Source organism: Acidithiobacillus thiooxidans ATCC 19377, from assembly GCF_009662475.1.
Classification (GTDB): Bacteria; Pseudomonadota; Gammaproteobacteria; order Acidithiobacillales; family Acidithiobacillaceae; genus Acidithiobacillus; species Acidithiobacillus thiooxidans.
Genome location: NZ_CP045571.1, coordinates 2,883,663 through 2,907,295, shown reverse-complemented (window position 1 = coordinate 2,907,295; position 23,633 = coordinate 2,883,663). Strand labels below are relative to the sequence as shown.

General features: G+C 53.0%; 30 protein-coding genes. 21 read left to right on the top strand and 9 right to left on the bottom strand.

Translation table 11 applies throughout. From position 1 onward, the window contains the following. Positions 1–270: 270 nt before the first annotated feature. Together GCD22_RS15300 and GCD22_RS15295 are read right to left on the bottom strand one after the other, a co-directional pair. Positions 271–720, bottom strand: coding sequence for a DUF2442 domain-containing protein (locus GCD22_RS15300; protein ID WP_153940812.1), 450 nt, complete (start codon positions 718–720; stop codon positions 271–273). Beyond that, positions 717–953, bottom strand: a complete 237-nt coding sequence (locus GCD22_RS15295; RefSeq protein WP_035218775.1) for a DUF4160 domain-containing protein — start codon at positions 951–953, stop codon at positions 717–719. Before GCD22_RS15295 ends, GCD22_RS15300 begins: the two co-directional genes overlap by 4 nt. Between GCD22_RS15295 and GCD22_RS18795 the strand changes: the two genes are divergently transcribed. The 7 genes from GCD22_RS18795 to GCD22_RS15260 all read left to right on the top strand — a co-directional run bounded on the left by GCD22_RS18795 (position 876) and on the right by GCD22_RS15260 (position 6,571). Beyond that, positions 876–1,349 (top strand): PIN domain-containing protein, encoded by a 474-nt coding sequence (locus GCD22_RS18795; RefSeq protein ID WP_319803960.1) that lies wholly within the window; start codon positions 876–878, stop codon positions 1,347–1,349. The genes GCD22_RS15295 and GCD22_RS18795 overlap by 78 nt on opposite strands. Positions 1,350–1,481: 132 nt before the next feature. Next, a protein-coding gene (gene prfB / locus GCD22_RS15285) for a peptide chain release factor 2 (protein WP_139110756.1) occupies positions 1,482–2,580 on the top strand; the annotation gives its coding sequence in 2 pieces (ribosomal slippage) (positions 1,482–1,556 and positions 1,558–2,580; 1,098 coding nt in all). Between the two features lie 36 nt (positions 2,581–2,616). Continuing rightward, complete coding sequence (lysS, locus tag GCD22_RS15280) at positions 2,617–4,098, top strand: lysine--tRNA ligase (protein ID WP_031568517.1); 1,482 nt, start codon at positions 2,617–2,619, stop codon at positions 4,096–4,098. 2 nt (positions 4,099–4,100) lie between these two features. Further along, complete coding sequence (locus GCD22_RS15275) at positions 4,101–5,345, top strand: lipoprotein-releasing ABC transporter permease subunit (protein ID WP_031568515.1); 1,245 nt, start codon at positions 4,101–4,103, stop codon at positions 5,343–5,345. Beyond that, positions 5,338–6,027, top strand: coding sequence for an ABC transporter ATP-binding protein (locus tag GCD22_RS15270; RefSeq protein WP_081577592.1), 690 nt, complete (start codon positions 5,338–5,340; stop codon positions 6,025–6,027). Before GCD22_RS15275 ends, GCD22_RS15270 begins: the two co-directional genes overlap by 8 nt. A 137-nt stretch (positions 6,028–6,164) precedes the next feature. Continuing rightward, the gene (locus GCD22_RS15265; RefSeq protein ID WP_024894798.1) at positions 6,165–6,431 is read left to right on the top strand and encodes a type II toxin-antitoxin system RelB/DinJ family antitoxin; all 267 of its coding nucleotides are present in this window, start codon (positions 6,165–6,167) and stop codon (positions 6,429–6,431) included. Further along, complete coding sequence (locus tag GCD22_RS15260; protein WP_010637141.1) at positions 6,428–6,571, top strand: type II toxin-antitoxin system mRNA interferase toxin, RelE/StbE family; 144 nt, start codon at positions 6,428–6,430, stop codon at positions 6,569–6,571. The genes GCD22_RS15265 and GCD22_RS15260 overlap by 4 nt, the downstream gene beginning before the upstream one ends. 314 nt (positions 6,572–6,885) lie before the next feature. Here GCD22_RS15260 and GCD22_RS15250 read toward each other — a convergent pair whose 3' ends face one another. The 6 genes from GCD22_RS15250 to GCD22_RS15225 all read right to left on the bottom strand — a co-directional run bounded on the left by GCD22_RS15250 (position 6,886) and on the right by GCD22_RS15225 (position 9,594). Continuing rightward, the gene (locus GCD22_RS15250; protein WP_176212067.1) at positions 6,886–7,443 is read right to left on the bottom strand and encodes a hypothetical protein; all 558 of its coding nucleotides are present in this window, start codon (positions 7,441–7,443) and stop codon (positions 6,886–6,888) included. A 99-nt stretch (positions 7,444–7,542) separates the two neighbouring features. Continuing rightward, on the bottom strand, positions 7,543–7,893 hold the full coding sequence (locus GCD22_RS15245) for a YnfA family protein (RefSeq protein WP_010637143.1): 351 nt from the start codon (positions 7,891–7,893) through the stop codon (positions 7,543–7,545). 74 nt (positions 7,894–7,967) lie between these two features. Next, complete coding sequence (locus GCD22_RS18790) at positions 7,968–8,189, bottom strand: GDCCVxC domain-containing (seleno)protein (RefSeq protein WP_080707715.1); 222 nt, start codon at positions 8,187–8,189, stop codon at positions 7,968–7,970. Positions 8,190–8,333: 144 nt separating this feature from the next. Further along, complete coding sequence (locus GCD22_RS15235) at positions 8,334–8,600, bottom strand: DUF29 domain-containing protein (RefSeq protein ID WP_031568684.1); 267 nt, start codon at positions 8,598–8,600, stop codon at positions 8,334–8,336. Positions 8,601–8,689: 89 nt separating this feature from the next. Further along, positions 8,690–9,274 (bottom strand): GNAT family N-acetyltransferase, encoded by a 585-nt coding sequence (locus GCD22_RS15230; RefSeq protein WP_051690411.1) that lies wholly within the window; start codon positions 9,272–9,274, stop codon positions 8,690–8,692. Positions 9,275–9,375: 101 nt separating this feature from the next. Further along, on the bottom strand, positions 9,376–9,594 hold the full coding sequence (locus tag GCD22_RS15225; RefSeq protein WP_024894793.1) for a hypothetical protein: 219 nt from the start codon (positions 9,592–9,594) through the stop codon (positions 9,376–9,378). A 464-nt stretch (positions 9,595–10,058) separates the two neighbouring features. Here GCD22_RS15225 and GCD22_RS15220 point away from each other — a divergent pair, with 464 nt between their 5' ends. The 3 genes from GCD22_RS15220 to GCD22_RS15210 all read left to right on the top strand — a co-directional run bounded on the left by GCD22_RS15220 (position 10,059) and on the right by GCD22_RS15210 (position 14,046). Next, a complete protein-coding gene (locus GCD22_RS15220; protein WP_153940860.1) occupies positions 10,059–11,966 on the top strand; it encodes a DUF3857 domain-containing protein in 1,908 nt (635 codons plus the stop codon). Positions 11,967–12,111: 145 nt separating this feature from the next. Continuing rightward, positions 12,112–13,089 (top strand): hypothetical protein, encoded by a 978-nt coding sequence (locus GCD22_RS15215; RefSeq protein WP_140391131.1) that lies wholly within the window; start codon positions 12,112–12,114, stop codon positions 13,087–13,089. A gap of 387 nt (positions 13,090–13,476) precedes the next feature. Next, on the top strand, positions 13,477–14,046 hold the full coding sequence (locus GCD22_RS15210) for a hypothetical protein (RefSeq protein ID WP_031568673.1): 570 nt from the start codon (positions 13,477–13,479) through the stop codon (positions 14,044–14,046). Here the strand turns inward: GCD22_RS15210 and GCD22_RS15205 are convergent. Continuing rightward, positions 14,043–14,606 (bottom strand): DUF2062 domain-containing protein, encoded by a 564-nt coding sequence (locus GCD22_RS15205; protein ID WP_010637153.1) that lies wholly within the window; start codon positions 14,604–14,606, stop codon positions 14,043–14,045. The genes GCD22_RS15210 and GCD22_RS15205 overlap by 4 nt on opposite strands. Here GCD22_RS15205 and GCD22_RS15200 point away from each other — a divergent pair. From GCD22_RS15200 to GCD22_RS15150, 11 genes are all read left to right on the top strand, one after another. After that, a complete protein-coding gene (locus tag GCD22_RS15200) occupies positions 14,591–16,804 on the top strand; it encodes a ComEC/Rec2 family competence protein (protein WP_226852278.1) in 2,214 nt (737 codons plus the stop codon). The genes GCD22_RS15205 and GCD22_RS15200 overlap by 16 nt on opposite strands. Before the next feature lie 84 nt (positions 16,805–16,888). Beyond that, positions 16,889–17,509: a MotA/TolQ/ExbB proton channel family protein gene (locus GCD22_RS15195; RefSeq protein ID WP_010637155.1), complete on the top strand. Its 621-nt coding sequence runs from the start codon at positions 16,889–16,891 to the stop codon at positions 17,507–17,509. Continuing rightward, positions 17,506–17,910 (top strand): ExbD/TolR family protein, encoded by a 405-nt coding sequence (locus GCD22_RS15190; RefSeq protein ID WP_031575733.1) that lies wholly within the window; start codon positions 17,506–17,508, stop codon positions 17,908–17,910. The genes GCD22_RS15195 and GCD22_RS15190 overlap by 4 nt, the downstream gene beginning before the upstream one ends. A 30-nt stretch (positions 17,911–17,940) precedes the next feature. Beyond that, a complete protein-coding gene (locus tag GCD22_RS15185) occupies positions 17,941–18,585 on the top strand; it encodes a lysophospholipid acyltransferase family protein (RefSeq protein ID WP_226852279.1) in 645 nt (214 codons plus the stop codon). 3 nt (positions 18,586–18,588) lie between these two features. Further along, the gene (locus GCD22_RS15180) at positions 18,589–19,734 is read left to right on the top strand and encodes a hypothetical protein (protein WP_031575729.1); all 1,146 of its coding nucleotides are present in this window, start codon (positions 18,589–18,591) and stop codon (positions 19,732–19,734) included. Beyond that, entirely contained in the window at positions 19,731–20,744 is a 1,014-nt protein-coding gene (lpxK, locus tag GCD22_RS15175; protein ID WP_031575725.1) for a tetraacyldisaccharide 4'-kinase, read from the top strand. Before GCD22_RS15180 ends, lpxK begins: the two co-directional genes overlap by 4 nt. After that, a complete protein-coding gene (locus tag GCD22_RS15170) occupies positions 20,734–20,916 on the top strand; it encodes a Trm112 family protein (RefSeq protein ID WP_010637160.1) in 183 nt (60 codons plus the stop codon). The genes lpxK and GCD22_RS15170 overlap by 11 nt, the downstream gene beginning before the upstream one ends. Next, the gene (gene kdsB, locus GCD22_RS15165; protein WP_031575723.1) at positions 20,913–21,671 is read left to right on the top strand and encodes a 3-deoxy-manno-octulosonate cytidylyltransferase; all 759 of its coding nucleotides are present in this window, start codon (positions 20,913–20,915) and stop codon (positions 21,669–21,671) included. The genes GCD22_RS15170 and kdsB overlap by 4 nt, the downstream gene beginning before the upstream one ends. Positions 21,672–21,692: 21 nt before the next feature. Continuing rightward, positions 21,693–22,214: an inorganic diphosphatase gene (gene ppa, locus GCD22_RS15160; protein WP_010637163.1), complete on the top strand. Its 522-nt coding sequence runs from the start codon at positions 21,693–21,695 to the stop codon at positions 22,212–22,214. 92 nt (positions 22,215–22,306) lie between these two features. Beyond that, complete coding sequence (locus GCD22_RS15155; protein WP_031575721.1) at positions 22,307–22,690, top strand: hypothetical protein; 384 nt, start codon at positions 22,307–22,309, stop codon at positions 22,688–22,690. 144 nt (positions 22,691–22,834) lie between these two features. Beyond that, positions 22,835–23,491 (top strand): peroxiredoxin, encoded by a 657-nt coding sequence (locus GCD22_RS15150; RefSeq protein WP_024894838.1) that lies wholly within the window; start codon positions 22,835–22,837, stop codon positions 23,489–23,491. The last annotated feature ends 142 nt before the right edge of the window (positions 23,492–23,633 follow it).

Here is a 23,633-nt window from a genome sequence, read left to right as displayed (position 1 = left end):
AATGCACATAATATTTCAACGGATTAATGATTCATTTTCCGCGAGATGCGGTGGTAAACACCTGATGCTGACAGTTGGCAAACGAATGACGCTGATTAACAGGGATTAAGCAAAAAACCTGTTGACTCTAATGATCAACCTTAAGATTCATCAAGATTGTAGCGCTACACTAACTGCGGTTTTTCAGCCATGGTAGAGAGTTTCAAAATCATGACAGTCAGCCCGCTGAATGACCGCTTCCGCTGCAAAATCGCCCATTATTCACCTTATTCAAGCTGCGTGGCGTTCAATCACCTCATAACCGATGCAGGCCAGCCAAACGGTCTTTGGTATCGGGCGGGAGCCATTTTTGTAGTAGGCCATCATGCGCCGAGTCATACCGATGGCTTCCGCCGCACGGCTTAAGCTGAGCTTGTTCCGCTCCATCCACAGGATGAAATCCTCACGTGTTGGTAATCCGGCCTGTTTCCTCCCCAAGGCATAGAGACTGTCTGCGCCCAGATCCAGTCCGCCGGGCCAACTCAGACCATCGCCCCAGTCATCTGTATGCCCCTGAGCGAAGAAAGCCGGATCATGGAGTGCACAAAAGGGATCTTCCGCCCGTGAAGGGCCAATAAGATCCTTAAGATCCGTGGTAAACACTTCTCCGGTGGACCAATGGATTTCTACCTGGAACAGGCCAGTAATCGTCGCCGTTTCAATTTTGGGTGCTTGATTCATGGATTCAACCTCCGATATTCCGTCAATAGGGCATCCCGATGCGCCTCAATCCAGGTCCGCACCGGTTCCAATCGCTTTCGGGGCGAGACATAGCCGACTAGAAGCGCGCCTGTTTCAATGGCCAGCGACACACGGGATCCGTCACGAAACTGCACATGGACGTGCGGAAGCGGATGCTGCTCCCGGCCATTGATGCGTATACGCCAGTCATCCCCTACGGAGTAGTTGGTCATGGCTTCATAGTAGGGAAATCATTGCACCATATCAAGGTTGACATCAATTTCGTTACACTTCGGTTTGCTCGGCCATTTCCAGGGCATCGTCAACCTCAATGCCGAACTCTTGGTGAATTAAGCTGGGGGGTGAAAAAAAGTCAGGCGCGGGATAAGGCCCTGGCCAGTATTCAAAATCTGCAGGAGAGCATTCGGGTAGCCCAACTCACCCCTCAGGTTGGGATCCAATATGGGCGGATCCGCCCTGCTCTGGAAAGCTGTGGACAACCCATTGGTAATAATGATTTAAGGATAGCAGCACACGCCCGCGCCGAAGGCTGGATTTTGGTTACCAATAACGAACGCGAGTTTTGCCGGGTGGAAGGCTTGCAGGTAGAAAACTGGGTAACGGCATGACCTGCTCTCAACACCGTCAAAACTCCACTGGAGATCAGCACCGAAACTGCGCATAATTATGGGCTTTGTGTGCTAGGTGAACGGCCTGGCGCGGGTTTGATCCCGGCGCAGTCCGCTGGAAAAGGAATAATCATGAGAGAAGTGAATGAGATGCGTGCGTTGCACGAAGATCTCCAGGCCCGGGTGAGCGGCCTGAGGGGGTATCTTTGACCTCGAAGAAAAGCGTGGCCGTTTAGAAGAAGTTCAGCGCGAACTGGAAGATCCGGGCATCTGGACCCAGGCTGAAAAAGCCCAGGAATTGGGACGGGAACGAGCGGCTCTGGAAGCCATCATCGGACCGATGGACAAGTTGAGTGCCAGTCTGGCGGACGGTAACGAAATGCTGGAACTTGCGCTCAGTGAGCAGGATCAGGAACTGCTGGCTTCAGTGGATGCCGATCTGGATACGGCCCTGGCGATGGTCGAAAAACTGGAATTTCAGCGGATGTTTTCGGGAGAGCATGATGCTTCCGATTGCTTTGTCGATATTCAGGCGGGGGCGGGCGGTACCGAAGCCCAGGATTGGGCAGAGATGATTTTGCGCATGTACTTGCGCTGGTGTGAGCAGCACGGTTTTGCTGCGGAACTGGTGGAAGTCTCGGAAGGAGAAGTGGCGGGTATCAAGTCGGCCAGTATTCACGTCAAGGGCGATCATGCCTTCGGCTGGCTGCGTAGTGAAACCGGTGTGCATCGTCTGGTGCGCAAATCGCCCTTTGATTCAGGAAATCGTCGTCATACCAGTTTCGCCAGCGTGTTCATTTATCCCGAAATTGACGACAGCTTTGAAATCGAAATTAATCCAGCAGACCTCAAGGTGGATACCTACCGCGCCAGTGGTGCCGGTGGGCAGCACGTCAACAAGACGGATTCGGCCATTCGGATTACCCACGTCCCATCGGGCATTATTGTCGCCTGTCAGACGGATCGTTCCCAGCATAAAAACCGGGCCGAAGCCATGCGTATGTTGCGCTCCAAGCTTTTTGAAATGGAAATGAAAAAGCGTGATGCGGAAAAACAGGCGCTGGAAGACAGCAAGAGTGACATTGGCTGGGGGCATCAGATTCGTTCTTATGTGCTTGACCAGTCACGGATCAAAGACCTCCGCACCGGGGTCGAAGTGGGAGATACCCAGAAAGTTCTGGATGGGGCACTGGACCTGTTTATCGAAGCGGCACTGAAGGCCGGCTTATAAAATGCAGTCACGCACAATTGGCGCGAGGAGAACAAAGTGGATCAGGAACTGAATGATCAGATGCAGGTACGCCAGGACAAGCTGACCCAGTGGCGGCATGAGGGACAGGCCTACCCCAACCACTTTCGGCGCGATGCCCTGGCGGGAGATCTGCAGGCGCGCTATAACGATATGGATGCCTTGGCGCTGGAGCTGGAGCCGATCCAGGCCCGCCTGGGTGGACGTCTGATGACCCGGCGGGTCATGGGCAAAGCCAGTTTTGCCGATATTCAGGATCAGTCCGGACGTATTCAGCTTTTTGTCAGTCGTGATGCCTTGGGGGAAGAGCACTATGCGCGTTTCAAGGCCCTGGATTTTGGCGACATTATCGGCGTGGAAGGGATTTTGTTCCGCACCAAAACCGGCGAATTGTCCCTGAAAGTCCATAGTCTGCAATTGCTCAGTAAAGCCCTGCGTCCCCTGCCGGAAAAATGGCATGGGCTGAGTGATCCTGAAACCCGTTTTCGGCAGCGTTATGTGGATCTCATCGTCACCGAATCGGCCCGCCGGACGTTTCAGATCCGGGCGGAAACTGTGGCCGCTCTCCGCGAAGGCTTGCGCCAGCGCGGGTTTTTTGAAGCAGAAACGCCCATGATGCATGTCATTCCCGGTGGCGCCACAGCGCGTCCTTTCATGACCCATCATCATGCCCTGGATATGACGCTGTACCTGCGCATTGCCCCGGAACTTTACCTGAAGCGCCTGGTAGTGGGTGGTATTGAGCAGGTCTTTGAAATCAACCGTAATTTTCGTAATGAAGGAGTTTCCACCCGCCATAATCCGGAATTCACCATGCTCGAATGGTATGAGGCCTATGCCGATTATCGGGATGCCATGGATTTGACCGAAACCCTGATTCGCGCTGCGGCACAAGCGGCCCTGGGTGACACCCGGATTCAGTATCAGGGCCTGGAAATTGATCTGGGCAAGGCTTTTGTGCGGATGAGCGTGAGCGAGTCGGTGCGCGCCTACAATCCGGATCTGGCCGACGCCGATCTGCGTGATCCGGAAGTCCTGGCTGCCAAGCTGGCGCAGTTACGCGTGCCCTGTGAAGCTTCCTGGGGCTGGGGCAAAAGGCTGATCGAAATTTTTGAAAAGACCGTGGAAGGGAATTTGCAGCAACCGACGTTCATTACCGAGTATCCTCTGGAAGTCAGCCCCCTGGCGCGCCGTAATGATCTGGACCCGGAGGTGACCGACCGCTTTGAGTTGATGATTGCCGGACGAGAGCTGGCCAATGGTTTTTCGGAGCTCAATGATCCCGAAGATCAGGCCGCCCGGTTCCGCGCCCAGGTAGAGGCCAAGGATGCCGGTGATGAAGAAGCCATGTTCTATGATGCCGATTATATCCGCGCCCTGGAGTATGGAATGCCACCCACTGCGGGTGTCGGGCTGGGTATTGATCGTCTGGTCATGTTGCTGGCGGATCAGCCCAGTATTCGTGAAGTCATTCTCTTCCCGCACTTGCGACCGGAATAATCATGCGCCCTTATGAGTTGTGGATCGGGTTGCGCTATACCCGGGCCAAAAGAAATAATCATTTCATTTCTTTTATTACCGGAACGGCCATCCTCGGAATGGTCATCGGGGTAGCCGCCCTGATTGCGGTCATGGCGGTCATGAATGGTTTTGACCACACCCTGCGTTCGCGGATCCTGGCGGTGACCTCCGATGTCATCATTCAGGGCAACGGGGTGCCGGTCATGGACTGGCAGACCGCTACCCGACGTTTGTCGCGGGTGCCGGATGTGACTGGCGTGGCACCCTATGTGCAGGCGCAGGCACTGATTTCCCATGATGGTCTGGTCAGTGGAGCGATGATTGAGGGCATTGATCCTGCTCTGGAAGGGAGAGTGGACAAGCTGGCCAAGGATATGAAAGTAGGCAAGCTGCAAAGCCTGCAAAGTCATCCCTGGAGTATTGTGCTGGGTACGGCTCTGGCCCGGCAATTGGGAGTCACCGTAGGCGATAAGATCACCCTGATTTCGCCCCAGGGCGGAGTCACCCCTCTGGGCGTGAGTCCGTCCTTGCGCCAGTTTACCGTGGTCGGTCTGTTTTCTGTGGGTATTTACGCCTACGACAGCGGCATGGCGTACATCAATCTGGGGGATGCCCAGCGCCTTTATGGGCTGGATAAAGGGGTGACCGGCCTGCGTATGCAGATCAAAAATCCCTTTGCTGCACCAGCTTTTGCCGCCCATCTCCAGAAACAACTGGGGCCAGCCTTTTATATTCAGGACTGGACCCAGACCCATGAAAACTTTTTCAAGGCCCTGAGCATGGAAAAACTGGTCATGTTCGTCATTTTATCCCTGATTATTGCGGTGGCGGCATTCAACATTGTGGCGACCCTGGTCATGGTGGTGACCGACAAGGAAACCGATATTGCCATTTTGCGCACTCTGGGCGTCACGCCACGCAGTATCATGCTGATTTTCATGGTGCAGGGAGCAGTGATCGGTCTGGTCGGGACTTTGCTGGGGGTGTTTTTTGGCGTCCTGCTGGCCCTGAATATTCCCACTCTGGTGCCCGCCCTTGAACAATTACTGCATACCCAGTTCATCTCTCCGGAGGTGTATTCCATCAGTCAGTTGCCCTCCAAGCTCGAACCCTGGGATGTGGTGCATGTAGCTGTGGCGGCCCTGATCATGAGCTGGATTGCCACCTTGTACCCCTCCTGGAGGGCATCACGGGTCGCCCCGGCGGAGGCTTTACGCTATGAATGATGAATTGGTCCTGTCCGTAGAGCATTTGCGTCAGAGTTTTGCCATTGGCAGAGACAAGCTGGAAGTCATCCGCGACATCAATTTGCAAATCCGCAAAGGCGAAAGCCTGGCCATTGTCGGCGCATCGGGGCAGGGCAAAAGTACCCTGATGCATCTGATGGGGGGACTGGAAAAACCCTCAGGGGGGGTGGTCCGCATTCTCGGTCAGGAAATCTACAAACTCCGGGAATCTGCCCGCAGCCGCCTGCGCAACCAGAGTGTCGGCTTTGTGTATCAGTTACATCGCCTGTTGCCGGAGTTTACCGCCCTGGAAAATGTGCTCTTGCCGCTCCTGATTCGTCGGGTGCCCCGGCATTCGGTGCAGGCCTGGGGCGAAGAAATTCTGGCACGGGTCGGTCTGGGTGAGCGCTTGCAGCACAAGCCAGGCATGTTGTCCGGAGGCGAAAGGCAGCGGGTGGCCCTGGCCCGTGCCCTGGTAACCCGACCAGCCTTGCTTCTGGCCGATGAACCGACGGGGAATCTGGACAGTGAATCGGCCGAGAGTGTCCATGACCTGATGCTCAGCCTGAACCGGGAATTGGGCACCGCGCTGGTTATTGTCACCCATGAGCCCGCGCTGGCGGCACATATGGGGCGGGTGTTGCGCCTGCAGAATGGTGTACTGCAGACACTTGAAAGCTGATCCATTCCCGATGGTCCAATGAACTGCCGAAATTTCCGACGAACGAAGCAGGGGGGGGCGATCCAGCGGCGGCCTTTGATTTGTAGTCACAAGAAGACTACATTAGAAACTCTGAAACCGATTTATGGGAAATCACCATGAGTACCACCGATACCTATGTCCGCGCTCGCATCGACACTAACACTAAGGAACGCGCCGCCGAAGCCCTCGAAGCGATGGGCCTGTCCGTCTCTGATGCTATTCGCTTGCTGATGTTGCGCATAGCCGATGAGCGCCGTTTGCCTTTCGAGGTAAAGGTACCTAATACGACCACCCGCAAGGCCATTGCCGAGCTGGAGGCCGGGAAAGGGAAGCGCTTCGCCAGCGTTGATGATCTGATGGCAGACCTGCATGCGGGCGATTGACCGGTCTTCATCATAGCGGCGATTGGGCAGGTTATCGGGAATGTCATGTGAAGCCCGACTTGCTACTGATCTACCGCAAGTCGAATACCCATACGCTCAAACTTGCACGGCTTGGCTCACTCAGCGAGCTTTTCAGCTAAGCAGGTGTAGCGGCTTGCAACCAAACACGGCGTGCTCGCAATTAACGGGTGTTTTCGGGGCACTTGGGCGCATTTTGGGCAAGGCGCCAATAATCACGGCATGGCGCAGGCTAAAACGCCTTTTACTGCTGGTTTTTATCTGGATAGACCATCGGATTATCAATCCGATGGTCTCAATAATACAAATCTGGCTGTTGTTGCCCGCAGCTATCTCGCTTGGGGTCTTCGCCTGGTTGTTGACCCTGCATCCCACCGTTGCCGGCCAAGAATATCCTATATCTATATATTGGACATTGAGTCCGCATCCCTGCGTCTCATGAGGACATCATTCTCCGCATCATCGCAGGCATGCCTTCTTTGACAAAGCGCGTAATTTCACGTGCGTGGGCATGAATCACCTGGATCATTTCTGGATCTGACGACGTTTCTGTCACCGCCACCCCATCCTTGAGATAGTCCAGTTTTCGCTGGTATAGCGTTGGATGAGCGAACATGACGGGAACGCTTCGACTGGCCGGATAAGGGAAAGGTTGGTCTTCCGCCAGGCGCTGATACATCTGGGTCACATGCGCCTGGAGTAAAGCAACCGTATGTGGCTCGGCCGAAATCGTGACCGCATGTATTCCATTGGGCAGAAAAGTCACTTTGCGATGTACCTCTGCATGGACCTGGAACAACTCCATCCCGGTACGCATGGGTCCACGATTCTCCGGTGACATCATGGCACGCATGCCTTCGTGGTCAGGCGCATTATCACCCATCATGTTTCCCATCATGCCGCCCATACCCGAGGCACTAGCTCGGTCTGCCTGCACATAACCTGCCACAGCCAGTGCCGACAATATCGACTTTAACAACTGTCTTCTATTCACGGCATCTCTCCTTTTTTGAGTGTTACTGCGATCTTCAAAAGCGCCTTCACCATAAGTGTAACGGCTTGCAATCGAAAATACCTGTTGATTGCGAGCGCGTTAGCTTCTGGGTGCGAACATAATAACGGCCATACCCGTCAGGGCAAGAAGGCTGCCGATAACGTCCCAAAAACTTGGGCGTATTCCCTCCACCACCCAAAGCCACCCAATGGCAACCGCGATGTACACGCCGCCATACGCGGCATAGGTACGCCCGGCGGCGGTCGGATGCAGGGTCAACAACCAGGCGAAGGCACCGAGCGAGATGGCTGCGGGCAACAGCAGCCAGAGCGGTTTGTCCTGTTTGATCACAAGCCACGGCAGATAGCAGCCGATGATCTCGGCAAGGGCTGTGACCACAAACAACACGAAGACGCGCAGCAGCGTCAGCGCAGTGCCGAAGAAGGCCACACCATTTTCACCTGTCGAGACTTTCGATCATTTTATTAACCGAAACGCGCCATTATGTTTCGTGGGCGCAAAAATTAAGGCGTACAGCAAATGCTGGAGTTTTTTTGAATGGGTGGACAGGGAACTGTACCGAAAGAACAGAAAACACAACAATCACCTTCCTTCGGGCTTAGGATTGCACCGCAGTTTTTGCAATCATAAAACCATTGGCATGCATCCGTTGGCATCGTTTCTGTTTCTTGATGCCCGCATTTAGGACAAGTGATTACTGATTCTAATATTATTTCCACGAGCATGGACCCCCAGTAAAAATTTTGTTTCGAGACAGAATGCACCATTCTGTCTCGTGGCCCCAAAACCCCGAACGGCAGATCGCCCGGTTTTACTCGGTTTCCCTGCTACCCAGGAGGGCAGATTATGAGTCATTACGGTGCATCTGCTCATTCTGGCCACCAGGTTTTATTGAGTATTTGTTCGTTTGTATCCCACGGACAGGATTTAGGGAAGGTTTGAATTGGCATCCCGGTCTCTATTTCCGCATCCTCGCGGGCATCCTGCCAAAGCTCATTCAGAACTTCAGGAATGAAAGCTTTCAGGCTGGGAGATTGTTTTATAAGTCTTGCGAGTTCTCTACGCTGTCCTTGGATAAAGAAATCCTGTTCATACAAACTCGTTGTGGATTGATCAAGCTGTCTTGCCGTAGCCATGGGACACCCCCCCTATGTTGGCTTGTCCTGTGAGGATAATCAGTTTGCTGCGTGAGGAAAAGCATCTGGGATCTGGAACGATCCGGCTTCTAGCAGGAGCTAACCCACCAATCCCATTCCGCAAAGTACACGGCATGGTCAACGTACCGCCCTCGCAGGCATTCAGCCTCCTTGCGAAACCCATGAAAACGGTAGCCAAGACGTTCGGGAATGCGCCGACTCTGGCTATTTTCGACTGCGCATCGAATTTCCACACGACGAATACCTTGGCGACATAAAGCCTCTTCTGTTAAAGAATTACAGACTCGTGACATGATTCCTCGCCCCTGGCTTTCTTCGCTCAACCAGTATCCCAATCGGCCAGCGCCCGAAAACGGTTCAACATAATGAAAACCTACACGTCCCACGATCGCATGATTGAATTTAATGACGTAATTAACATCCGTTCCCTGCTGAAGCTGAACAGGAGCTTTCAGGATATGATTCCTTGTATCATCAACACAACGGGTTTCATCAACCCACGGGAGCCAACGGGCTAGATATTCCCTGTTTTCATCAATCAAAGCAAAGATTTTTTCTGTGTGTCCAACCGCCAGCACAGTAATACTTAGCGATGGATCAATTTGAATTTCTTGCGGCCACATAAGGCTTTTATTATTTCCCTTTTCATGCATTCCCCAGCCCTTCTCTATTTTGAGTGGTATGGTGGACCCGGCTGCTGCTTGATTTGAGTCGTTATGGGACCAAAAGCAGCTGCCGCTCATTTTATGGTCTTTCAGGAGAGTTCGAGGCGGCGCTCAATGCGCTCCAGGCGTTCAGTGATCCGATCATATTTTACGTGTTGATCAACAATATCCGCATAGTTGCCTGCCATTGTCCGTTCAAGGCTGATCAGCCTTGATTTTATTTCGCGGATGTCGTCGCGCATAGCAGACTGTTCCGAGCGAATGGCGCGAAGATGCTCCAGGAGGAGGTTTTCAAGGTTGTTGGTCATGATTAAAGCCTCTTAAAGCTTGACGGTTTCAATTTTGAAATGCAACGCTGCCGTTTAACTCTCTGATCTCCTATGCCATTACTTCTGATAGAAGGTAAGACGGAATGCATTGCTGGTACTCCTCTGGGTATCGAGCATCGGTGCGGGACAAACATCCACTTGGCCATCCACTCGGTCCTTAACGCTAATATTAGACGGTTTTGGATTGGCAGGAAATCATCCTGCTACCCATAAGCATCCTGAGAGTTGACAAGAGGCGCCTGCATTTGTCGGGTCCTGAAAGAACGTGTGGGACATCTCCCCATTACGGGGCTTCTGCTCGCCGCCCCTGGGCAATCAATTCTCATTTTGTGACAGATGTCAAGCAAGGATTCATAAAACTGTAACATAGCTGTGTTATGGTTCATTCAACATGTAGGTTTTAGCCCGCAAACTATCGGCATTAGCCGAAATGAGGAGCCGCAATGCTATCCATTCGTAAACTACCTTTGGCAGTCGCTATCAGTGTGCTGGGTTTCAGCGCCTTTTCCAGTGCCCAGGCGGCCACCGAGGGCCTGCCTTTCAAGATTGTAGCTTATGATGCCACCTACAACCTCCACCCCAATGGCAGTTACACCGCCCGGATTCACGAGATTATTTCGCCGCTCAGCCACTTCGGCGTCCAGAGTCTTGCCCAGTTCCATAAAAAGTACCCGGCCAAAATGGCGGATTTGCAGGTCAACAAGGCTTATACTCTCAGTCCTTCCGGTAAAAAATACGTTGTTGATAAAAATAGGATTTATACCCGGACCCTGCCGGTAGTCGCCGATGCGCCGGAATTTAGTGACGCCAAGGCGATCACGGTGGTGTTTCCCCATGTGGCCGTGGGGGATGATCTGGTTTCAGACTGGCAGGAAGATTTCAAAAAACCGTATTTCCCGAATCAGGTCAGTATCAGCCATACGGTCCCGTATTTCCTGCAAGCCGAACAGGTCCACATTGTGGTCCATGCTCCGGCGGATATGAAACTGTACTGGGCCGGCTCCGGCGCTTATCAGGACACCCACAGTATTCAGGGGAATACCCAGACCATCAGCGCCACGCTCAAACAGGCGCATCCCGAGCATTTGCAGCCCAATGCCGTGAGTCCCTATCAGATCAGCCCGACCTTCACGCTCAGCACCTTCCCCAACTGGGAAGCTATTGGTGATGCCTACTGGAAATACGCCGAACCCGCTGAAAAAGTAACGCCGGAAGTACAAAAACTGGCGGATAAGATCGCCGGCGATAAAACGGGTAAGGCAGCGGTACAAGCCCTTTATGACTGGACCGTCCATCATATCCGCTGGGTGGGCGTGGAAACGGGATTGAGTGGTTATAAACCCTATCCGGCAGATACAACCCTGACACAGCGCTATGGCGACTGTAAGGCCGCTGCCGCTTTATTGGTGGCCCTGTTGCAAGCCCGCCATATTGAAGCCCAGCCGGTCATTATTCGGGCTGGAAACGATTTCGGTCTGCAGAAAGTCGCCAATCTCCAGCGCTTCAATCATGTCATCGTCTATGTCCCTCAGTATGATCTCTATCTGGATGCCACCTCGGGTTACGCCCCCATGGGCACCATTCCTTTTCCGGATGTCTACCATCCGGTCATCCTGGTGAGCGATCACTCAAAAATGGCCACTACCCCCGGCGATAGTCCCGCAGCCAGTGGCATGACCGGCACGGAGCAAGTCAGCGTCCACGCGGATGGCAGTCTGGACGCCAGCGAATCTCTGCACCTGACGGGTTATGGCGCCTGGATCTGGAAAGATCTGCTGGCCCGTGTACCCATGAGTGAATATGGAGCCGTCCTGCATCAGGCATTGGCTCGAACCGGTGTCATGGCCCAGAGCAGTTCCCTGAAGACCTCTTCCACCCATAGTCTGAACGAACCCTTCATCATTCACGCAAACTGGCAGACGGCACCTGGCGTGCTCCTCAGTAATGGCACGCGCATTCATCTGCACTATGGCCTGAATACCGCTTCCCTGCGCAACCTGACCGCCCGGCTCAGCAGTCCCACGGTCAAATATCCAGCGTTCATGCCCTACGGTCATGGCGAATGGAGCACGGTGGTGACCTTGCCCAAGGGCTTCTCCTGGAAAGTGCAGAAACACACGGAACAGGTCAAGAATGCCGCCGGGGGATTTACCGAAACCATTGACCCCCTCAGTGCCGGGCAATTGCAGGTGACCTACCACATGGCACTGGCCCATTTGGTGTATAGCCCGGAACAGTATCCCGACCTCTATAAGCTGGTCAGTCAGGCTTATGCCATCAGTCAGGAGGGGTTTGCGGGAAATAGGGCACAACAAAATTTAGTTTGTCTGGCCTCAACTACGGGGTTGTGAGAGTACCTCGGGCAAGGTTCTCCGACAATTCTAGTGGGTAGCTGGAAAAGCGTTTTACCCAGCATGAGGGAAGTCATGTTGTTGAAGCCGGGTGTGTGGTGTCGGCTGCCTTGGGTTTTGCGGTTTGGCTGAGGGAATCAAATCAATGCAGCGTTTTTTATCCCAACGATATTCACGGGCCTATAATTATTTATCACAAATTGCCCGCAAATTCCATTCGTTATCGGATAACTGTTGTAAAACTAAATATAAAATATTATTAGCAATACTAATGTTGTTAAACGCTTTATTGTTTGCTTATTCAAGCACCTATTTCAGTACCCTGGTTTATCGCCAAAAATTGACGAATCAAATATTAAAAAGAAAGCATGTTAACATTTACGTAAAGGACGAATCTTTTTTAATAGTTACTACGCTTGAGCAAAAGACTTACATAGATTATGTGAGAAATACTCATATTCCTCATGAGATGAGGCGACAGTTTGGCTCAAATTTTATTACTGCTAATATTATTTTTCTAGAAAAAAATAGCTTTATAATTGCCGCGATAGAAAATTTATTATTTTTTTATAGTAAGGCCGATAAGTTAAACGCGGCTGTTGGTTTTGGAATTCCTGCGCTTGTATCGCTGGTGATACTTATAATCCGTAGGAAGATGTTTATTAAAAACTGGCTTAAAAATACGCTGATTTTATCTTTTTTTTTTGTTATATTGTTTTCTTGCTGCTCTTATCCATACGTAACTGCATCAACCAATCATGATAGCATTGGGTTTCATGGTAGTATTGTACTATCAATAGGATTTATATTGTTTCTAATGCTTATAGGGACTCTCGGATTCGAGGCGGGAGTTATTTATGTGCTCGCTTTTCTTTCGGTACTTTTGATTGACGTATATTTTAAGATGTCATTATTTCAATTTAATATCATGTTTCCATACACATTAAATGGAATTGGAGGTGCTGGATTTCGTGATGGACTTTTTGTGATGCCACTTTTAGCTTTCTTTCTTGTTTTAATTGGGTGGTTGATAAGGCGGACTGTTTTGTGGGGAAAACGGAAATACTCAATGATTTCGAAACGTCGTAGTGATAGGAGGCTCGCATCCAATGAACAGCAATGAAAAACTATAGTCAGTTTGATTTGACCGAGAGAGTTTTTCGATGCTATAAATTCCATGTGCTGTAATGGAGCATGTATGGCCGACAATCCTAGAAATAGATTAATAAGTTTTGTGCTGCTTTTATGTGGAGCATTTATAATTTATTTTTTATGGCCTTCAGGAAGCTTGCCAGCATATGTAATCATATGCTGGGTTGCTATCATTGTGTTGTTGATGCTTCGTATTATTTTTGGCTTAATAAAAATATGGATCAACAGGATTAACAAGTAAAGATATCATGGAGGATGGTTTTTTGTGTTTACATAAATTTCATTGGCATGCCTCACCCGGCTATGCTAGATCGCAGTTTGCCTATTGAGATAGCGATCGACCCAAAAGGAGATTATCATGTTTGGCAATCTGTTTTTTAATTTAAAGAGAAAAAATGATATCACTTATCTTACCACTAATTTCTTAGTCCCGGTTTATATAATAATAGATAATTCTAACTCTGAAGATGTTTTCTTAAAAATTGGACGCATCTACGGCGATATGGTCTCATTCAGTATTTTTATAGTGCTGTCCCTCATTCCTGTTGTCAACTATTTTTTAAAGTTATTAGAAAATATCGTCAACCAATATATTGTTTTCCCCGCACTGGCGATATCGATTGGTTTTATATTTTCTGGGATTGCGGGTATGTTTTTACTTAAACAGAAAATATCTTTCAGATTTGTGAGTTCGTTGAATCCTGGCGCAGTGTCGATGAGGATGCCTTCACGATTTTTATACTTTAATTTTATGATTTTTATCTTCTTTTCTGTGTCAGCATTGTTATCCGTATGGCTCCTCTTTGAAACGTCTGAAAATTCCTGGATGCTTGTTGTTCAGGGATTGGCAAGCCTGGTAATTGCTTCTTCGGCAATGACAATTGGTCTTAAATTGGTGCGTCAAAAAATTGTTAACGTGCGTTTTTAACCCACTCTGCTCTGACGCAGCCGTCTGCGGTGCAGGCGCCAGATCACCCAGATGCGCCAGCCCTGCATGATGCCAAAATAAGTAATCAGGGCGAGGGCTGCCCCCAGTATCAGGCTGCCTATCCAGGTAACCAGGTAGGCATGCCAGAGTCGGTCCCCCATCGCCATGATGCCGATATCACCATGAAATATTTGATGAATATCATGATAATGAATGGTGATGGCAGGTGCGATGCCTAACTGGGTGAGTAGCCAGAAACCGAATTCATAACAAGCGAAAAAAAACGGTATGATAGTCAACGGACCCGTGACCACCCAGGGCATAACCCAGCCGATGGGAATATAGGCTCTGCGCCAGAGGCAGAGCAAAGTGATGCTGAGTAAATGCCCAAAAAAAGGCAGGCTTCCAATAAAAGTCCCAATGGCGGCAGCACGGGCGACACTATGGCGATGCGGGTGCCAGAGCACCGGGCGCGCCAGATAATGGGTAAAACGTCCGAGGGGACGTTTTTTGAGGATTTCCTCACGGGTGGGAAGGCGGACAAATGCGGGTAGGCGCAATGGGATATTTCCACAACAATATTCGCCCTAGTGTAGCCAAGCTCTTGCCTGGAACCAAATCCTGGCCGTCTTTGGTTCTGGTGGTGCTGGCTGCTGGTCTGGGAATGGGGCTTTTTCACAGTTTTCGGCAGTTACCCCCGCTGTGGATTTCCTTGCTCTTATGCCTTGTGTCATTGCCCCTTGCCTGGAAATGGCGACATGGGGTGTTGTTGACTCTGGCTGCGGCGGCTTTCTCTTGGGGAATCTGGCAGGCTGAGTCGCGCCTCGCCGTGCATTGGACCAGCGCCCGGACTTTTTCGGTGGAGGGACGCATCAGCTCCATTCCCCAATTGGGCGGGCGCGATTATCGCTTTCAACTGACTCCCGAGCGTTGGTCGGGCGAGTCTCCTGCCGGAAAACATCCCGTCATTTTGCAGATTCATGGATCCCTTCCTGAACTGCCTGTGGTGGGTCAGCGTTGGCAGCTGCAATTGCATAGTGAAGCACTCAGCACTTTGCCCAAAAGTCCCTTTGCGGATCTTGACCGTAAGCGCTTCTGGGAGGGTATTGGGGGCGTGGCACGCATCGAAAATGCCCGACTGTTGCCCCCTTCTTTGTGGAATCTGGGTGATCAGATTGCTGCTGCCCGCCAGGCCGTGCTGCAGGCGACCAACATGGCCCTGGACCGTGAATCAGCCGGATTCGTCCAGGCCCTCAGCGTGGGGGTGGGTAACCAGCTTTCCCCGGAAATCTGGCAGGTTTACCGGGATACGGGTACGGCCCATCTGCTGGTGATTTCCGGTTCGCATGTGGCGGTAGTCGCTGGTCTGATTTTGTGGCTGGTGCAATGGGGCTGGCGGCGTATCCCCTGGCTGGTAACGCGTTGGCCGGCACAAATGGCGGGAGTACTCGCCAGCATCCCAGCCGCTTGGGCTTACGCCAGTTTTGCGGGTATGCAGATTCCCGGCGAACGCGCTGCTTGGATGATCAGCGCAGCGGCAATAGCCTGGTTGCTGGGCAGGTCGCATCAGGCCTGGCAGGGCTTGGCTCTGGCCGCGCTGCTGATTGTTTTAGGGAACCCCGGAGCTATGGTGGATGTTGGTTTCTGGCTCTCTCTGGGGGCGGTAGCGGCCTTGGTGGCGGTGGGCTATGGGGAAGGGGGCTGGCGTACCCTGCTGCGCAGTCAATGGGCTGTATTTATTGGCTTGCTGCCGATCCTGGCGGGCCTTTTCGGGCAGATTTCACTGGTTTCGCCGCTGGCCAATATTCTGGTGATTCCTCTGGTCGAGCTGCTGGCGGTTCCTCTTGCCTTGTTGGGAACCCTTCTGGCGCTGATGGATATGGAATGGCTCAGTCGGATACTTTTTCGCCTGGTGGCCGTGCAGATGGACGGGATTACGGCGCTCCTCAGCGCCTTGCTCCATATTCCTTTTGCCCAGGTGCGGACGGGCACAGGGCGGATCTGGGCTTTACTGGCAGCGACAGCCGGACTCAGTATTTTCTTTCTTCCCAAAGGTTGGCCCGGTCGCCCTCTGGCACTACTCGGACTGGTGCCACTTCTGGTGCCCGCTGAAGGGAATACGAATTTTGAGCTGCGCAATCTCCCGGTGCAATCCGGTATGGTCCTGTTTTGGCAAAAAGCCCAGCATAGCGGCGTGGTGACGGCCAATCTCTGGAAATCTGCTACGCGGCGTGAAGCCGGTCAGGGACTTTCGGCAGTTTTGCAGCAAAAAGGACTGACCCGGGTCTCGGACTGGGTGCGCACCGATATTTCCACACCCTTGCCCGCCCTATCGGCAATACATCAGTGGGGGCCGCCAGGCGCAAGGAACTACCCGCAAAATATCGGAGCGCTTTCTGTTTGTCGCGCAAATGCCTCTGATGCGCCTGCTGGAATGCATTTTGTGGATTTGGGTAAAGCCGTCCAGCCCTGTATTTTATCCTGGGGAGCAGGTCCTGATCTGCTGATTCTGGGAGACATGGATTTGGCTACGCTACAGCGCTTCGGAAAAGTTGGGTCTTTGTCTTTTCGGCAGGTAAAACTGGCTTTCGCGCCAGCCAGTTTCGTGACTGCAGAGCGGGCTTTTCTGGCCGGGCTCATGCCCAATGCAGCCATTCACTATGCGGGGGACGACCCATCCGGGGTATGGTCCTGGCAAAACCGGCATTTTGTCCAATCTGTTTCTCCAGTGCGGGCTTACTGGCAAATAGAGGATTGAAAAATCAGATTGCTGCCACTGCCGTTTGTCGGGTCTTGTGCTATATTCCTGCTTCGTCCAATCTGATTGAATGCTGGAGGCGGTGTGCAGGAGTTGCTGCAGTTATTTAAACTGGGTGGTTTTGTCCTACCCCTTCTGATTCTGCTGGCCGTCATCGCCCTGGCGATTATCGGAAACCGTTTCTGGGTCCTGCGTAAGGCCCGCATTGCGCCCAAGGATCTCGCCCCCCGGGTCACTGATCTGGTGGAGTCGGGAAAAGTGCAGCAAGCCGTCAAGCTGCTCTATGAAAATGATACCCCATTGGCGCGGCTGATGCTGGTAGCCTTGCAACAGGCAGGGCAATCCCGGGATGCCATCAAGGAAACCGTCGAAGAAAGTGGTCGCCAGGAAGTCGCCCATCTCGACCGTTTCCTGAATTTTCTGGGAAGTATTGCCGGGGTTTCGCCCCTGCTGGGTTTGCTGGGCACGGTTTTCGGCATCATGCATGCCTTCGCGGCCATTGGCATGGTCGGGGCGGGTGATCCCAAGGCCCTGGCCAGCGGCATTGCCGAGGCGCTTATTACTACTGCCAGCGGTCTTATTGTCGCCATCCCCAGTCTGATGTTCTATCGTTATTTCAAGGGACAAGTAGATGGAATGGTCCTGGCCATAGAAAAAGAAGCCCTGAAAGTGGTGAACACCCTTTCCGGAGGAGCAGGAAAATGAATCTGCGCCCGCGCGTCAATGAAGAGCCCGACATCAATGTGGTGTCCATGGTCGACATCGTGCTGGTGCTGCTGCTTTTTTTTATGGTGACCAGCAGTTTTGAGCATCAATCCCATTTATCCATGCAATTACCCAAAGCCCAGCAGGCCGCCGCCGGTTTGCCGAAAACGCCCATCACGATTGATCTCAGCGCCACTGGACAGGTGCAGATGGACAAGCAGCCCGTGCCCATGACGGATTTGCTGGGACGGCTCAAGGCTCTTGCGGCAAAAGATCCGCAACGCGTGATTGTGTTGCGTGCGGATAAAAACACCACGCAGCAATATGTGATTGATGTGTTGGATGCGGCCCAGGAAGCGGGGCTGACCCGGATCAGTTTTGCCACTTTGAGTAATCGCTGAGCAGTGCGGCTGGAAGGGCGTTCCCTGCGCTTGGCTGCCCGACTGGCGGCCTATCTGATCAGGGGTATATCTGCGACTTTGCGCTGGGAAGAGTTTGGCGATGCCCAGGTGCGGCAACTGATTGTTGCTGGAAAACCTTTTATTCTGGCCTTCTGGCATGGACGCGGGGTGATGATTACGGAAGCTTACCGACGGGTGGGTGGTCGTGATATTGATGTGCTCATCAGCGAACATCGGGACGGTGAACTCATTGCCATGACCCTGGCTTACTGGGGATATTCCGCCATACGCGGCTCAACGCGTCGGGGTGCGGTAAAAGGGGGGAGAGGGATGCTCAAGGCTGCTCTGAGTGGGCGAACTCTGGCGATTACTCCTGATGGTCCCAGAGGTCCTCGGGAGGTGCTGCAGAAAGGGGTCATTGATCTCGCCCGCATTTCCGGCCTGCCGATCATCCCGGTGAGTTATTCTGCGCGGCGAGCCAGGCGCTTTTCCAGTTGGGATGGTTTTTTGCTGCCCCGGTTAGCAACACGTCTTGTCGTTACCTGGGGTGAGGCGCTGTACATTCCCCGAAATGCCGACGATCTTCTCCAAACCGAGCTGCAGAAGCAACTGGAAACAAGCATGATTGATTTGCGCAAACAGGCCGACACGCTGGTGGGCCGTGAGTATGATTAAATTATGAGCTATTACGAAAATGGTTTGTTGCGCGGCCGCTGGGCAAGTTGGCAGGATGCCCGTGCCGGTCGCAGAGGACAGGCCAATGCGCGCTGGGGCTGGATTAAAGCTCCCGGTGAGCGCGGACCTATTCTCTGGATGCAGAGTTTCAGCGATCCCGACAATCAGCGTCTGGGTATTGAGCTGTCCAGAGCCATTGCTGAAAAACGCCGGGACCTGCGTATGGTCATGACTTTTGAAACGGAATATCCGCAGTTATTGCAGCAGCATACCGAATCCCTGGAGCGGCTGGGCTATGGTTTTGGACCCTGCGATCATGCTCAGGCTGTGGAGCGGACTCTGGATAAACTCAAACCGCTGCGTTACCTGGCCTTGGGTCAGATGCCGCGCAAGGGGCTGAGTGCTGCTCTGAAGCAGCGACAAATCCCCAGCGTGCTGATGGCTGCAGACCCCAAAAACCTTGTGCCGACTCTGCTCGAAGCCGTATATCCCCGGGATGCGCAACAGGCAGAGCAGTGGCAGGGTAAAGTCAGCGCAGCGGTGCTGCAGGAACCGGTCGATTTTGCGACGCTTTTTACCATTGCCCAGGTCGACCCCAATTTCCGCAGCATGATCAGTGGTACGGATGAGGGATTGCTGTGGTGGGTGGAGGGTTTGACCGGAAAACAATGGCAGGACTGGCGCCAGGCCTGGGCGGCTTCGCCACTTTCTCGCCAGGGGTTGCTGTTTCTGGGTGGAGCTGAAAGGCCGGAAGACTTACCGCTGTTATCAAAATGGCCGCGTCAGCCCCTGCCCGCCGGTTCTGTCCTGGCCGTGGATGAAGACCGCTGGTATCCCGCCTTGGCGGCGGCTGCTCAGGCGGTGCATCTGCAGTCTGCCGCACCTTTCCTGCAGTGGCAGGTTTATGCGGGCTCCCGACCGGTGAGCGTGCACCCCGGAGTTGTCCTCAATGCCGCCCGACAACTCGAAGCCGGTGCTGTGCAAGTCCTCAATAATCCCAGTCAGGTGCTTCAGCACTGGCAGGATCTATATGCCGATGTGATGCAAGCACGGCAACGCGGCGACGCAACCCGCCGGGTTTTCTGGCAGGAGCGACGCCTGGCGGGAGAACGTCTTCCGGAATTTTTGCAGCGGGTTTTTGACTGGTGAGTTTCCGCCAGACCCTCGAACAGCAATGGCAAGAGGGTGGCTGGCTCGCCACGAGTTTACGACCGCTGGGGGGGCTGACGGGCGCGGTTGCCACCTGGCGGCGGCGCCATATCCATGGTCGGGAAGCAGATATTCCGACCGTTGTGGTCGGCAACCTGAGTGTGGGCGGCAGTGGCAAGACGCCCTTGGTGGCAGCCTTGGCACAGGTGCTGCAGCAGGCTGGATGGCAGGTTGCCATCATCAGTCGCGGTTACGGCGCGCATCCACCGCATTGGCCCTATCGGGTTCAGGCGCATGATTCTCCCGAGCGTGCCGGTGACGAACCACTGCTCCTGGCGCAACTGCAGCATCAAACCCAGGCGGTATACATTTGTCCCGATCGTCACCAGGCTATTGCTGCAGCCGTAGCCGACGGCTTTGATCTCGCTTTGCTGGATGATGGTTTCCAGCACCTTGCCTTGCATCCGAGCTTGCGGCTGCTGGTGATGTCTGGAGAGCAGCCTTTTGGCAACGGCTACTGTCTTCCCGCTGGGCCATTGCGCGAGCCCCGGGTGGCCCTGGCGGCGGCTGACGCCTTGCTGGTGGATGCTGCCGCAGCCAGTGCCCTGGCGCAGACTGAATCTCCCCCCCAATTCGGTTTTCAGGTGCGTCCTCAGGATTTACAGGCGGTTGCGGATCCACAACTTACCCGCAGCCTGGACAGTCTGACCGGAGAACACTGGACGGTGGTTACGGGAATAGCCCGCCCACAACGCTTCGTGGATACCTTGGCTACTCTGGGGGCGGACGTAGATGCAGATGCCCGGTTTTTTCCGGATCATCATGTATTTACGCGGGTAGATCTTGAGGCACTGTCGCGCCCCCTCGTCATGACCGAAAAAGATGCCGTAAAATGTCGGAAATTTGCGCAGCCTGATGATTGGGCCTTGCGGATTAGCGCCGAACTGGCACCGGATTTCATGCCCTGGCTGGAAAGGGCGCTATCAAACTGGAGGAACCATGAGCATTGATCGTCGTTTGCTGGATTTGTTGGCCTGCCCCCAATGCAAAGGGAGTCTGCAACCTTGTGCCCAGCGTCAGTCCCTGTGTTGCCCGCGTTGTCATCTGCAATATCCCATTCGCGATGATATTCCTGTTCTTTTACTGGATGAAGCCAAGCCCTACGAGGATAAACCCGCATGAGTTTTTGTGTGCTTATTCCGGCGCGCCTGGCATCTACGCGCCTGCCGCGCAAGGTCATGCTGGATGTTGGTGGTTTGCCCATGATTGAACAGGTACGGCGCCGGGCGCTCGAAAGTGGAGCTTCCCGGGTTGTTGTTGCCGCTGATCATCCGGAAATCGTTGAATGTATACAGAGCTACGATGGCGAAGCAGTACTGACGTCCACGGCCCATGTTTGCGGTACGGAACGTCTTGCCGAAGCTGCGCGTCTGCTGGAATTGCCTGCGGAGGCAATTATCGTCAATCTGCAGGGAGATGAGCCCGGCATGAATCCCGCACTTTTGCAGGCTACGGCCCAACTATTACTGGACGATGCCGGCTTGCAGATGGCTACGGCTGCTGTTCCCATTGGGCACTGGGATGAACTGGCAGATCCTCATGTCGTGAAACTGATCCGCAATGATCTGGGCCATGCCCAGTATTTTTCCCGCGCGCCTATTCCCTGGTACCGGGAGCAATTTCCCCTGCGGGCGGGAGCAGCTCTTCCTGATTCCGGAAATTGGTGGCGCCATTTGGGCCTATATGCTTATCGCGTTGGATTTCTCCAGGATTATGCGCAATGGCCCGCCAGTGCCCTGGAGCAGATTGAATCCCTGGAACAAATGCGGGCGTTGGAGCGCGGCGTGCAAATTGCGGTATATTGCGCAGCAGAAGCCCCGGCATCTGGGGTTGATACGGTAGCTGATCTGGAGCGGGTGCGTACCCTTTTTTCTTAAACCAACCTCAAGGAGTGTCGTATGGATCTGAAAAAAATACCGGCTGGTAAGTCCTTGCCAGATGATATCAATGTGGTGATTGAAGTCCCCCAGGGTTCTTCCGTCAAGTATGAAATGGATAAAGAAGCGGGCGCAGTCTTTGTGGATCGTTTTCTGTTCACTGCCATGCACTACCCTCTCAATTACGGATTTATTCCCAACACCCTGTCTGATGATGGTGATCCCACCGATTGTCTGGTTTGGTCACCCCAGCCGGTGGCTCCCGGTACGGTGATTCGGGCGCGTCCGGTTGGTGTACTGATGATGGAAGATGAACACGGTATAGATGCAAAAATTGTCGCCGTACCCCATGAAAAGGTGGCTGGAGGCTATGCGGACATTCGCGATGTCGAAGATCTGCCGGAAAACATTCGTCAGCAGATTCGGCATTTCTTTGAACATTACAAGGACTTGGAGCCAGGCAAATGGGTGAAAATGAAGGACTGGGCTAACTTGGCCGAAGCCCGCAAAATCATCGAAGCCGACGTCAAAAGACACGGTTAGGTTTTTTCATCGCGTTGCTCTGCCGGGGCTTGCCGCCCCTAGGCAGAGCAGGCAGACTAGGGAGGTGACTCGCACATGCAGGAGACAACCCCATGTCTGCAGCACCGCCAGTATCCCGGCAACCGCAACAAAAAGGCCTGAAAAACTCCTTTCATGCCGCCCTGCACCCTGACGTGCCGCTCTGGCGAAGGGTTCCCAGTCGTGACGAAAACGGTCATCTTCTCGCTGATTTTCGTATGCTTATCCCCGGATTACGGGATCGTAGCGGCCTGCGTCAGCAGCATACCTTGCGTATTATCAATGCAGTACTCAAACATTATGATGCCTGGGTGGTATTTGCAGATATGAACATGCGCACCAATTTGCTCTGGGTGAGTATACGCCCTCGCCCCGGTCTAACCCTCGAAATTCCTGCCGCCATCAAGACGCTGGTGCCAGAGGCTTTGTTATTGGCTCCCTACTGGCGTAGTGCTTGAACTCATAATTTATAATTAGTCTACTATTTAACTAATAAAATATATATTGACAGTCTAAATCCGTTGTGGGATATTGACCCCCGTAGTGAAGTTGAGCAGTTCCTGACCCGTTGCTTCGTTGGTTATATAGAGAGGATGACTCAGATGACGATTCGTATTAATGATGTTGCTCCAGATTTTACCGTTGACTCCACAGCCGGAAAGATTAATCTCCATGAGTGGATTGGCGATAGCTACGCCATTCTCTTCTCCCACCCGCGTGACTTCACCCCGGTTTGCACCACCGAATTTGGTGCGGTAGCCCAACTGGCTCCCGAATTCGCCAAACGCAACACCAAGGTCATGGGCGTCTCCGTGGACAATGTGGAAGAGCACAAAAAGTGGAAGCGGGATATTGAAGCCTTTGCTGGCGCACCTGCCGATTTCCCGATTATCGATGACACTTCTCTGCACGTTTCCAAGCTCTACGACATGCTCCCTGCGGATGCCTATCTTCCGGACAGCCGGACGGCAGCCAATACGGCAACGGTTCGCTCGGTATTTATCATCGGACCCGACAAGAAAATACGGCTCACCATGCTCTACCCCATGTCAGTAGGCCGCAACTTTGCGGAAATTCTGCGGGCTCTGGATGCCATTCAGATTACCGATGGGGTGCCGATTGCCACCCCGGCCAACTGGGTACCCGGTCAGGATGTGATCGTGGCGCTGTCCCTCAATGATGAACAGGCCAAAGACAAGTTTGGCGATATCAATATCAAGCTGCCCTACTTACGGATGGCTAAAGCCCCTAAAAAATAAGGGCTGCTAAGTGCTGTAGTCATGGCCCCGTCAGGTTCATCCGGATTTGACGGGGCTTATGTTTTTAATTCAATCAAAAACATTTTCAGTTGAATCCTCCCCATTCAGGGCATAATCTCAAGGGTCGGGAGAAATATCTTAG